Genomic DNA, 12,140 nt, shown 5'->3' on the forward strand with positions numbered 1-12,140 from the left:
CCCGATGGACCGCCGACGGCGGCGTACCGGTGACTGGCCCGCCGCGCACTGCCTCCCATCCGGACTTTAACCGTCGGTCCAGGAATTTCACCTGGTCAACCGGCCGCCGGCTGCGGACGGGTCGCGGACTATAACCGCCGGTTCGGAATTACACCGACCCCGGAGTGCGCTGCTACTGGTACTAGGGCCAGTGTGCCACGGGCGATCTGCGGCCATGCGGGCGAGACGCTGTGGCCTGGCTCACAAACCGGCCGTTCTCAAGCGGAACGATCCGGCCGGCCCCCGCGGGCCGGGACGGCACGCGCGCGTTGGTCCAGACCTATTGACGCGGTGGTCTAGTCCTCTTAACGTTCCCTTCATCTTCCCCGGGAGGAGGCCCGCCGGCGTGCGCACGCCGCGGGCCAACCAATGCCGCACCGCCGCACATTGAGCCGTCGTGTCCTGCCATCCTCCCCTCCCCAGGAGGCACCATGCCGTCCCCCACACGTACGAGAGCGATGCTTCTGGCATCCGGCGCCGCGATCGCCGGACTGCTGGTCGCCGGCCTCTCGACGGGCGTGTCCCAAGCCGCCGACAACCAGAGTTGCCGCCCCGACGGGCTGTACACGACGCCCGGTGTCGACGTCCCGTACTGCTCGGTCTACGACTCCGAAGGCCGCGAGAAGATGGGCGCCGACCACCAGCGCCGGGTCATCGGCTACTTCACGGGCTGGCGTACCGGCAAGGACGGCACCCCGGCCTACCTCGCCGGCGACATCCCCTGGTCCAAGGTGACCCACCTGAACTACGCCTTCGCCCACGTCGGCTCCGACAACAAGATCTCGGTCGGCGCGGACAACGCGAACAACGCCGCCACCGGGATGACCTGGCCCGGGGTCGCCGGCGCCGAGATGGACCCGGCCCTCCCCTACAAGGGCCACTTCAACCTGCTGAACAAATTCAAGAAGCAGTACCCCGACGTCAAGACGCTGATCTCGGTGGGCGGGTGGGCGGAGACCGGTGGCTACTTCGGCGACGACGGCAACCGGGTCGCCTCCGGCGGCTTCTACTCGATGGCCACCAACGCTGACGGTTCGGTCAACCAGGCCGGGATCGACACCTTCGCCGACTCCTCCGTCGCGTTCATCCGCAAGTACGGCTTCAACGGCGTCGACATCGACTACGAGTACCCCACGACGATGAAGGACGCGGGCAACCCGCTCGACTGGCAGCTCTCCAACGCCCGCCGGGCCGGGCTGGTCAAGGGTTACGCCGCGCTGATGAAGTCGCTGCGCGAGAAGCTCGACCGCGCGGGCGCCGCCGACGGCCGGCATTACCTGCTGTCGGTCGCCGCGCCCTCCTCCGGCTACCTGCTGCGGGGCATGGAGACGTTCCAGATGCAGAGGTACCTGGACTACGTCAACATCATGTCCTACGACCTGCACGGCGCCTGGAACGAGTACGTCGGCCCCAACGCCTCCCTCTTCGACGACGGCAAGGACGGCGAACTGGCCGCCGCCGGCGTCTACTCCACCTCGCAGTACGGCGGCATCGGGTACCTGAACTCCGACTGGGCCTACCACTACTTCCGCGGCTCGATGCCACCGGGCCGCATCAACATGGGCCTGCCGTACTACACCCGCGGGTTCAAGAACGTGCAGGGCGGCACCGACGGCCTGTGGGGCAAGGCCCCGGCCACCGACTGTCCGGCCGGCGCCGGACTGACCAAGTGCGGTGACGGCGCGGTCGGCATCGACAACCTGTGGCACGACCTGGACACGGCGGGCAAGGAGTCCCCGGCCGGTTCCAACCCGATGTGGCACGCGAAGAACCTGGAGAAAGGCGTCGTCGGCGACTACGTCACCAAGTACGGCTTCCCCGCGAACACCACGCTGACCGGCACCTACGCCCGCAAGTACGACTCCACGCTGGTGGCGCCGTGGCTGTGGAACGACCAGAAGAAGGTCTTCCTGTCGACGGAGGACGAGCAGTCCGTCGCCGCCAAGGCCGCCTACGTGGTGGACAAGGGCATCGGCGGCACGATGGTGTGGGAGTTGGCGGGCGACTACGGCTACAACGCCGTCAAGGGCCAGTACGAGATGGGCGACACGCTCACCTCGACGATGTACGAGAAGTTCAAGTCGGCTGCGCCGTACGGCGCCAAGCGCGCCACGATCCCCATGCCCACCGAAGCGGTCAAGGTGGACGTGGACTTCACCCAGTTCCCGCTGGGCGACTCCAACTACCCGATCAGCCCCAAGCTCAAGATCACCAACAACACGACCGCGACGCTGCCGGGCGGCACGGAGTTCCGGTTCGACTACTCCTCCTCGGCGCCGAACAACGCCAAGGACCAGTCCGGATGGGGCACCACGGTCATTCGCAGCGACCACACCGGAAGCAACGTGGGCGGCCTGAAGGGCGACTACAACCGGGTCTCGCTCAAGCTGCCCGCCTGGCAGTCCCTCGCCCCCGGCGCTTCGGCGGAACTCGACTTCGTCTACTACCTGCCGACCTCCACCCCGTCCAACTGGACGGTGACCTTCGGCGGCAAGACGTACGGGATCGCCGGCGACCTGGCGCGCGGTACGACGGTGGTCGAGCCGGGCGGCACGAGCACGCCGACCCCGACCCCGACCCCGACCACGCCGACCCCCACCCCGACCACGCCCACCACCCCGCCGACCACACCTCCCACCACCCCGCCCACGACGCCTCCCCCCGGCGGGACCTGCACCGCCCCGGCGTACGTCGCCGGGCAGGTCTACACGGGCGGCACGGTCGTCTCCCACCGGGGCCACACCTGGAAGGCCCAGTGGTGGACGCAGAACGAGGAACCCGGTACCACGGGCGACTGGGGCGTCTGGAAGGACCAGGGCGCCTGCTGACACCCGCGGCGGAGGGCGGCTGACCCCCGCGAGCGGAGGACCCGGTGGCCCGGCGGCCACCGGGTCCCTGCACGTACGCTGCTCCGGTGAACACGCCCGCACCCGCCTCCGCGGCGGACTTCGAGGAACACCGGGGGCGGATGTTCGGCATCGCCTACCGGATGCTGGGCTCCGCGCACGAGGCCGAGGACACCGTGCAGGACGCCTACCTGCGCTGGAGCGCGGCCGACCGGGGCGACGTCGAGCACCCCGGCGCCTGGCTGGCGAAGACCGTGACCCGCCTGTGCCTGACCCGTCTGACCTCGGCCCGAACCCGGCGCGAGGAGTACGTGGGCCCCTGGTTGCCGGAGCCGGTGCTCACCTCCGACGGCACGCTGGGCCCGCTGGACTCGGCGGAGCGGCGCGACGGCGTCTCGATGGCCCTGTTGGTGCTGCTGGAGCGGCTCACCCCGGTGGAGCGGGCCGTGTACGTACTGCGCGAGGCGTTCGCCTACGGGCACCGGGAGATCGCCGAACTGCTCGACCTCACCGAGGCCAACTCCCGCCAGTTGTACCGGCGTGCGGCGAGGCGGGTGGAGGAGCCGCGGCCCCGCTTCCGGGCCGACCCGCAGCGGTGGCGGGGCCTGGTGGAGACGTTCATGGCGGCGGCGCGCGACGGGGACCTCGCGCGGTTGGAGAGCCTGCTCAGCGCCGACGCGCGCTACGTGTCGGACGGCGGCGGGGTGGTCAACGCTGCGCGGCGGCCCGTCGTGGGCCGGGAGAAGGTGGCGCGGTTCGTGGTGGGGGCGCTGGCGAAGTACACGGCGGGCCTGCCGGTGGCCCACGCGGAGGTCAACGGCATGCCCGCGCTGGTCTTCGGCGACGTGGCGGTGCTGGTCGTGGAGTTCGAGGACGGGCCGGACGGCGGGGACGCGCTGGTCGGCGGGATGCGGGCGGTGGTGAACCCGGAGAAGTTGGAGTTCGTGCTGCGCCAGTTGTCACATTCGCAGGGGCTGCCCGGTCCTGGTTGGTGAAGGCACTTTCCCAGGGAAGGACGCACATCGCCATGAGCACGATTTTGGTCACCGGAGGCACCGGCAACCTCGGGGCGCTCGTCGTCACCCGGCTGCGGGAGGCGGGCCACGAGGTCCGCGTCCTGAGCCGGAGCTCGAAGGAGTACCCCGTCGATCTGCGGGACGGCAGCGGGCTGGACGCGGCCATGGCGGGCGCGGAGGTCGTCGTGCACTGCGCGAGCTCGCCGAGGGGCGGCGACGACGTGGCGGCCGGGCACCTGATCGAGGCGGCCCGGCGTGCGGGGACCGTCACCAACGTCGTCTACATCTCGATCGTCGGGGTGGACGCGGTGCCGTTCGGCTACTACGTGACGAAGCACGAGGTGGAACGGCTGCTGGAGGAATCGGGACTCGGTGTCACGATCCTGCGGACGACCCAGTTCCACGACTTGGTGGCGCAGCTCGCGGACGCGCTCGGGAAGCTGCCGGTGGCGCCGGTGCCGAAGGGCGTACGGGTGCAGCCGATCGCCGTGGGGGAGGTCGCGGACCGGCTCGCGGAGCTGGCGGTGCCGGCGCCGGCGGGGCGGGTCCCGGACATGGGCGGGCCGCAGATCCGCACACTGGCGGAGCTGGTCCGCGCCCGGCTGGCCGCGACGGGCCGCCGTCGGCGGGTGGTCCAGGTACCGCTGGCGGGCAAGGCGTACGCGGCGTTCCGCCGGGGCGGCCACCTGGCGCCGTCGCGGGCCGTGGGGCGGGAGGGCTTCGCGGAGTTCCTGCGGAACGCGGGCTGATCGGGGCTGCCCACCGTCGGCGTGGGCCCGTAGGCGGGGGGCGGAGGGGGACCGTAGGCGGGCGTGGTTCGGTAGGTTGGCGTGATGACGAACGGGGACACGGACCTCGGCCCCGCGCGCCTGCGCCGCGCCCGACTCGCGATAGCCGCCGTCTTCTGCGTCCACGGCGCGGTGACCGGCTCGTTCGCCACCCGCATCCCCTGGATCCAGGACCACGCGGGGCTGGGCGCCGGCGCGTTGGGCCTGGCCCTCGCCTTCCCCGCCCTGGGCGCGGCCCTGGCGATGCCGCTCGCCGGACGGGTCAACCACCGGTTCGGGTCCCGAACCGCGCTGCGCGGCCTGCTGGCCCTGTGGACCCTGTCCCTTGCCCTTCCGAGCCTCGCCCCCGGCCTGCCCGCCCTCTGCTGCGCCCTGTTCGTCTACGGGGCCGCCTCCGGCATGGCCGACGTGGCGATGAACGCGCTCGGTGTGGAGACCGAGGACCGGCTCGGCCGCTCGATCATGTCCTCCCTGCACGGCATGTGGAGCGTGGGGGCGCTGATCGGCTCGGCGGCCGGTACGGTCGCGGCGCACGCCGGCGCCGACGCCCGACCGCACCACCTCGTCGCGGCGCTCGCCCTGACGGCGGCGGGGCTGTGCGCCGTACGGGGCGTCCTGGACCCGCCCGGCGAGGTGGGGGCCGAGGCGCCGCCCCGCTTCGCGCTGCCGCCCAGGTCCGCGCTGCTCATCGGCGCGGTGGGGTTCTGCGCGGTCTTCGCCGAAGGCGCGGGGTTGGACTGGTCGGCCGTCTACCTGCGCGGGGTCCTGCACACGGACGCGGGCCTCGCTGCCGCCTGCACCACCGCCTTCGCGCTGACCATGGCGCTCGCGCGGCTCGCCGGGGACCGGGTGGTCGACCGCTTCGGCCCGGTCCGCACCGTGCGGGCCGGCGGGCTGCTGGCCACGGCGGGCGGGCTGTCGGTGGTGGCGCTCCGGCACCCGGCCGGCGCCCTGACCGGGTTCGCCCTGATCGGGCTGGGCATCGCGGTGGTCGTGCCGTTGGCCTTCGCGGCGGCGGCGCGCAGTGGGCCCGCCCCGGCGCAGGCCCTGGCGGGGGTGGCGACGATCACGTACACCTCGGGCCTGATCGCCCCCTCGGCGATCGGGGCGGTGGCGGACGCGACCTCGCTGGTGGTGTCGTTCGCCCTGGTCACGCTGCTGGCGTTCGCCCTGGTGGCGGGCGCGGCGGTGCTGCGGCGCCGGCCGGCGGGCGAAGAGGACGACGGCCCGGCCAATCGGGACGAACCGGCCGCTATCCGCCCGTAGGATGTCCGCTGGCCCGCGCGAGTCTTTTGACCGCGTGCAGCCAATATCGGTGATCGGGCGGCGGAACGGAAGTGGTGGAGATGGGCTTCGGCGTGGGCTGGACCCTGCACGGTGACGGGCGGACGCCCGCCCCCGGGGCGGTGGTCCGGCCGGACGAGCGGCTGTCGTGGCCGCGGACCGCCGGGCTCGGCGCCCAGCACGTGGTGGCGATGTTCGGCGCGAGCTTCGTCGCGCCGGTCCTGATGGGCCTGGACCCGAACCTCGCCATCATGATGTCGGGCGTCGCGACCGTCGTCTTCCTGCTGGCGACGCGCGGCCGGGTGCCCTCGTACCTGGGCTGTTCCCTCTCGTTCGTGGGTGTGGCCGCGGCGATCCGGGCGGGCGGCGGGGACAGCGCGGTCGTCACCGGCGCGGTGTTCGTCGTCGGGGCGGCGCTCTTCCTCGCGGGCGTGGCCGTGCAGCGCTTCGGGGCACGGATCATCCACGCGGCGATGCCGCCGGTCGTCACCGGCGCCGTGGTGATGCTGATCGGGTTCAACCTGGCGCCCGTGACCGCGTCGACGTACTGGCCGCAGGACCAGTGGACGGCGTTGCTGACGATGCTCTTCACCGGACTGGCCGTGGTGTGCCTGCGCGGGTTCTGGTCCCGGATCGCGATCTTCCTGGGTCTGCTCTTCGGCTACGGAATCTCCTGGCTCTTCGACCTCGCCTTCGGCAAGATCCACTCGACGACGGGCGGCGGACCCGCCGTCGACCACTGGCGCCTGGACCTCTCCGCGGTCACGAAGGCCGATTGGATCGGACTGCCGTCCTTCCACGCCCCGGCGTTCGAATGGTCGGCGATCCTCATCGCGCTGCCCGTGGTCATCGCCCTCGTCGCGGAGAACACCGGACACATCAAGGCCGTCGGCGAGATGACCGGCGACCCGCTCGACGACGAGCTGGGCACCGCCATCGCGGCCGACGGCGCGGCCTCGATGCTGTCCACCGCGCTCGGCGGTCCCCCGAACACCACCTACTCCGAGAACATCGGCGTCATGGCGGCCACCCGCGTCTACTCGACGGCGGCGTACTGGGCGGCGGCGGGCTTCGCCCTGCTGTTCGGCCTGTGCCCGAAGTTCGGGGCGGTCGTCGCCGCGATCCCCGGCGGGGTGCTCGGCGGCATCACCGTGATCCTGTACGGGATGATCGGCCTGCTCGGCGCCCAGATCTGGCTGAACGCCGGGGTGGACCTGCGCAATCCGCTGAACCTGGTCCCGGCCGCGGCCGGCATCATCATCGGCATCGGCGGCGTCGAACTGCACATCGCCGGCACGTTCGAGCTGGGCGGCATCGCGCTGGGGACGATCGTGGTGATCACCGGCTACCACGTGCTGCGGTACCTGGCCCCCGCCCACCTCAAGGGGCAGGGACCGCTGCTCGACGCGGGTACCTCCGCCTACGACGACCGGGGCGCCCCGGACACGCGCGGTTGACGGAGTTTCGCCCGAACCGGGGAAGCGTACGGCCAAGTTCCCCGATCGGGTGGCCCCGGCTGCGACGCTGCCTCCCATGGAAGCGGTGCTCGCGCGGATGCGCGCCCTGGACGAGCGGCTGCCCGCGCAGGACGGTGTCGCCGTCTTCAACCGGGTCTACCTGACGGTGACGGAGACGCTCCAGCGGCGCGTCCGGGACGGGGACTTCCCCGCGCCGCGCCGGGCCCAGACCCTGGCGGTCCGCTTCGCCGAGCGCTACCTGGCGGCGGTGGAGGCCGATCGCGCCCCCGCCTGCTGGCGGCCCCTGCTCCAGTACCGCCGCCACCCCGGCGTCCGTCCGCTCCAGCACGCGCTGGCCGGGATCAACGCGCACATCGGTCACGACCTCGCGCTGGCGGTGGTCGCCACCTGCCACCGACTCCGCTGCGAACCGGGGGCCCTGGAAGCGGACTTCGACCGGGTCGGGGACGTACTGGTCTCACTGGAGGAGCGCATCCGCGAGGACCTGATGCCCGGCCCCGACCTGCTGGAGGTCGCCGACCCGCTGACGCACCTGCTGGGCTCCTGGAGCCTGGACCGCGCCCGCTCGGGCGCCTGGGCGGCGGCCCGTCTCCTGTGGACGTTGCGCCGCTCGCCGGAACTGGCCGAGGAGTTCCGCGAATCCCTCGACGCGGGCGTCGGCCTGGTGGGCCGTTGCCTGCTCACCCCGATGTCCCTCAGGCCCCGGGCGGCCCTGGCCTTCGCCGCCCGGGCATGAGAACGGGCCGCCGCCGCGCCGGGGGAGCGCGGGGGCGGCCCGTGATCGGGGCCGGGGACGGGTCAGTCCTCGGGGAGTACGACCGGGGCGATCTCGTCGTAGACGTCGCCGGGGCCGGGGTTGGTGGCGTCGGTGGAGCCGCCCAGGTGGTGCATCACGCCCCAGACGGCGTTGAGGGCCGTCTGGACCGCGCCCTCGGCCCAACCCGCCGTCCAGGAGATGTCGTCGCCCGCGAGGAAGATGCCGCGCTTGTCCTCGGGGAGGCTGTCCTGCATGAAGTGGGTGAACAGGCGGCGCTGGTAGCGGTAGTGGCCCGGGAGGTTCGCCTTGAACGCGCCCATGAAGTAGGGCTCGTTCTCCCAGGACACCGTCACCGGGTTGCCGATGATGTGGCGCCGGATGTCGACCTTCGGGTAGATCTCGCCGAGGGACTTCAGCATGACCTCCATCCGCTCGTTCGCGGACAGCGGCAGCCACTTCAGGCTGTCGTCGCACCAGGTGTACGACAGGCAGATGACGGCCGGCTGGTCGGGGCCGTTGTCCAGCAGGTAGGTGCCGCGGGTCATCCGGTCGGTCAGCGTCATCGACATGACGTCGCGGCCGGTCTCCTCGTCCTTGTCCAGCCAGAACGGCCGGTCCACCGGGATGAACAGCTTCGAGGACTCCATGTAGTGGGTCCGCTCGATCGCCGTCCAGTGGTCGATCGGGAAGAGCGTGTCGTCGCACGCGATCTTCGACAGCAGCATCCACGACTGGGCGGTGAAGATCGCGGCCCGGTAGGTGCGGATGTCGCCGGAAGCGTCCGTGACCGTGATGCGGTTGCCGGCCGTGCGGTGCAGGCGGGTCACGGCCGGGCGCGGGGTGCCGTCGTGCAGGGAGGACAGCGAGGTGCCCTGGGCCCAGTGGACGATCTTCTCGGGCTCGCGCTCCCACATCCGCAGGGGCAGCTGCTGCGAGCCGCCGACGATGCCGCGGTGGTGGTCGTCCGCCTCGGTGTAGACGACGCGCAGGATCTCCAGGATGGAGTTCGGGAAGTCGGTGTCCCAACCACCGGTGCCGAAGCCGACCTGGCCGAAGATCTCGCGCTTGCGGAAGGACTGGAAGGCCTCGGACTTGCAGAGGAAGCCGTAGAAGGTCTCGTCGTCGAGCTTCTCGACGAGCTTCGCCCAGATCTCGCGGATGCGCGGGACGTCCCGCTCGCGCATCGCGGTGTTCATGTCGGAGAAGTCGGCGCCCTCCTCCAGACAGGCGTTCCACGCGGCGGACACGTCGCGGTAGACCTGCGGGAGGTCGGCGATGGTCTCGGCGTAGTGGGTCTCGCCCTTGAGATCGACGACCGTCGAGGGGGTGGCCTCGGCGAGCGGGTTCGGGAAGGGCTCCGTGACCAGGCCGACGAGGTCGATGTAGTGCTGGAGGGCGGTGGAGGACGGCGGGAAGCGCATCGCGCCCATCTCGGCCGTGAGACCGTCCGTGCCCGGGCCGTCGAACCCGACGGTCCGCAGCCTGCCGCCGATCTGGTCGGCCTCGTACACGACGGGCTTGAGGCCCATCTTCATCAGCTCGTAGGCGGAGATGATGCCGGACAGCCCGCCGCCGATGACGGCGACCTCGGTGCCGTGTTCGGTCGCCGGTACCTGACCGAGCCCCGCCGGGTGGGCGAGGAAGTCGTCGTACGCGTACGGGAAGTCCGGACCGAACATGGTGATCGGGGGCTGTCCGTCGCTGTGCGGGACGGCGGTGGGCACCGTGGACGTCATGGGGTACGGCTCCTTGCGAACGGACTGTGGCAGGTGGGGCGGGCGGGGAGGGGGAGGGCTCAGACGAGGGAGGCGTAGAGCCCGGGGCGGCGGTCGCGCAGGTACGGGTTGGTCTCGCGCGAGACCCGCAGCAGCTCGGGGTCCACGTCACCGAGGACCAGCTCCTCGCCCCGGCCGGCCCGCGTGCGGGTGACCCCGTCGGGACTGGCCAGGCAGCTGAGGCCGACGAACTCGAACTCGCCCTCGGGACCGGTGCGGTTGACGTACGCCACGTACATCTGGTTCTCGAAGGCCCGTACCGGTACCAGCTGTTCGGCGACGAACTGGAACGGGTGCATCTGCGCGGTCGGAACCAGGAGGAGGTCGGTCCCGGCGAGCGCGTGGGCCCGGACGTTCTCGGGGAACTCCACGTCATAACAGATCATGACGCCGACGCGGAGGCCGTTCAGGTCCGCCTGGACGACGGGGGTGTCGCCGGGGGTGAAGGCGTCCTGTTCGAAGCAGCCGAAGAGATGCGTCTTGCGGTAGTTCGCGAGCGCGGTCCCATCGGGGCCGATGAGCTGCGCCGAGTTGTACACCGCCTCGCCCGCCCGCTCGGGGTAGCCGTACAGGACGGCGACACCGTGGCGGCGGGCGATCTCGCCGATGGCGACGGCGGACGGGCCGTCGGCCGGTTCGGCGAGCGCGGGGATGTCCTGGAGGTCCAGCGCGTAGCCGGTCAGGAACATCTCCGAGGTCACGAGGAGCCCGGCCCCGCCCTGTGCGGCGCGCGCCGCGGCCTCGTCGAGCCTCTTGAGGTTCTCGGCGGGGTGGCCGAGGACTCCGGAGCTCTGGAGGAGAGCGGTGCGCAGCGGGGGCATGGGCGTACCTCTGTGACGGGTGGGGAGGGCGTCCTTAGACGGTACGTTCGTCCGTTCGACCGCGACAAGACGTGTCCGTTGCGCTCGGAGCATCGATTCGTTGCGTGTTTCGCGGCTGTCGCGGAGATTCGTTGCACGGCCGCTGTGCGGCCCTGGTGTCCGACCCGTCTCGGGCCGCTGTCGGGTCCCGTCGTCGCGGCGGCGCGGGCGCGCGAAGGGCGCGGGTACGAGGGTACGCGCGGACCCGGGTGGCGGGGAATTCCCTTGCCGGACGCCGGCCCGGCCGGCGGGTGGCGAGGGGGCTTCCGGGCCGGTGTCCCGGGCCGGGATCACCCCTCGCCCTCCCGGCCCGGGGCATAAACGGCCGCGGTGGGGCGCTGACGTCCGTGGCCGTGCCCCGCGGCGTCGTGGCGGCCCCCCGGGGCCGTCGGGCAGGCGGGCGCGCCGATGCCGCACGCCCCCGACCCGAAGGACCCGCCGCCCATGGCCCCCGACTGGGACACCCTCACCGCCACCGACGTCGCCCACCCCCTGGACAACCCGGTCTGGGCCGCCCTCGCGGGCACGCACCGCGACTACGCCGAGGTGGTCGGACGCGCGGCCCGCTACCTGCCGGACGCCAACCCCTTCGCGGCCCTCGCCGATCCGGCGGACCCGCGGGCGTGGGCGGACCTGGCGGCCCTCGTCGGCCCCGGCCGGGAGGTCTGGCTCACCGGTCTGCCGACCCCGCCCGAAGGCTGGGAGACGGTGCGTTCCATACCGGGCGTGCAGTTGGACGGCAGCGCGGTGCGGGCCGAGGCCGACCCCGAGGCGGTCCGGCTGGGGCCGGCCGACGTGGCCGAGATGCTGGAGCTGGTGCGCCTGACCGAGCCGGGCCCGTTCGCCCCGCGCACCGTGGAACTGGGCACGTACCTCGGGATACGGCGCGGCGGCCGCCTGGTCGCGATGGCCGGCGAGCGGATGCGACCGCCCGGCTGGTCGGAGATCAGCGCGGTGTGCACCCGTCCCGACCACCGGGGCGAGGGACTGGCCGGGCGGCTGGTACGCGCGGTGGCCGCGGCGGTCCGCGAACGCGGGGACGTGCCCTTCCTGCACGCGGCCGCCGCCAACACCGGCGCGATCCGGCTGTACCGGTCGATGGGGTTCGTCCTGCGCCGCGAGCCGGTGTTCATCGGGCTGCGCACCCCCGGCGTCGCTCCGGAGACGTCCCCGGGCGGCGCGGGAGCGGACCCGGCGCCGCCGAGCGGGGATGCGGGGATTCCCGTACGGGAGAACGGGTTTCAGGGGACGGGGAAGGGTCACACGCGCTGATACCGACGACTTCCCACGGAAAGGA

General features: G+C 72.3%; 9 protein-coding genes and 1 riboswitch. Of the genes, 7 read left to right on the forward strand and 2 right to left on the reverse strand.

The genetic code is table 11. The annotated features are described in order from the left end of the window. Positions 1-41 precede the first annotated feature (41 nt). Positions 42-172: riboswitch (FMN riboswitch) on the reverse strand. A gap of 298 nt (positions 173-470) precedes the next feature. The 6 genes from E6R62_RS02170 to E6R62_RS02195 all read left to right on the forward strand — a co-directional run bounded on the left by E6R62_RS02170 (position 471) and on the right by E6R62_RS02195 (position 8,187). Then, positions 471-2,867 carry a chitinase C-terminal domain-containing protein gene (locus E6R62_RS02170; RefSeq protein WP_136210775.1) on the forward strand — a complete coding sequence of 799 codons (2,397 nt, stop codon included), beginning with the start codon at positions 471-473 and terminating at the stop codon, positions 2,865-2,867. Between the two features lie 86 nt (positions 2,868-2,953). Continuing rightward, positions 2,954-3,880 carry an RNA polymerase sigma factor SigJ gene (gene sigJ / locus E6R62_RS02175; protein ID WP_276615513.1) on the forward strand — a complete coding sequence of 309 codons (927 nt, stop codon included), beginning with the start codon at positions 2,954-2,956 and terminating at the stop codon, positions 3,878-3,880. A 32-nt stretch (positions 3,881-3,912) separates the two neighbouring features. Beyond that, positions 3,913-4,650: an SDR family oxidoreductase gene (locus tag E6R62_RS02180; protein WP_136210777.1), complete on the forward strand. Its 738-nt coding sequence runs from the start codon at positions 3,913-3,915 to the stop codon at positions 4,648-4,650. An 84-nt stretch (positions 4,651-4,734) separates the two neighbouring features. Then, positions 4,735-5,955, forward strand: coding sequence for an MFS transporter (locus tag E6R62_RS02185; RefSeq protein WP_136210779.1), 1,221 nt, complete (start codon positions 4,735-4,737; stop codon positions 5,953-5,955). 80 nt (positions 5,956-6,035) lie between these two features. Further along, entirely contained in the window at positions 6,036-7,430 is a 1,395-nt protein-coding gene (locus tag E6R62_RS02190; protein ID WP_136211150.1) for a uracil-xanthine permease family protein, read from the forward strand. A 76-nt stretch (positions 7,431-7,506) separates the two neighbouring features. Next, entirely contained in the window at positions 7,507-8,187 is a 681-nt protein-coding gene (locus E6R62_RS02195) for a DUF5995 family protein (RefSeq protein ID WP_136210781.1), read from the forward strand. Positions 8,188-8,249: 62 nt separating this feature from the next. Here the strand turns inward: E6R62_RS02195 and E6R62_RS02200 are convergent, their stop codons facing one another. Together E6R62_RS02200 and E6R62_RS02205 are read right to left on the reverse strand one after the other, a co-directional pair. Next, positions 8,250-9,944, reverse strand: coding sequence for an NAD(P)/FAD-dependent oxidoreductase (locus E6R62_RS02200; protein ID WP_136210783.1), 1,695 nt, complete (start codon positions 9,942-9,944; stop codon positions 8,250-8,252). Positions 9,945-10,003: 59 nt separating this feature from the next. After that, positions 10,004-10,804, reverse strand: a complete 801-nt coding sequence (locus tag E6R62_RS02205; RefSeq protein WP_136210785.1) for a carbon-nitrogen hydrolase family protein — start codon at positions 10,802-10,804, stop codon at positions 10,004-10,006. Positions 10,805-11,287: 483 nt separating this feature from the next. On the opposite strand from E6R62_RS02205, the gene E6R62_RS02210 reads away from it, so the two are divergent. After that, positions 11,288-12,115 carry a GNAT family N-acetyltransferase gene (locus E6R62_RS02210; protein WP_136211152.1) on the forward strand — a complete coding sequence of 276 codons (828 nt, stop codon included), beginning with the start codon at positions 11,288-11,290 and terminating at the stop codon, positions 12,113-12,115. The last annotated feature ends 25 nt before the right edge of the window (positions 12,116-12,140 follow it).

The sequence above is a fragment of the Streptomyces sp. A1136 genome (assembly GCF_004795055.1).
Lineage (GTDB): Bacteria > Actinomycetota > Actinomycetes > Streptomycetales > Streptomycetaceae > Streptomyces.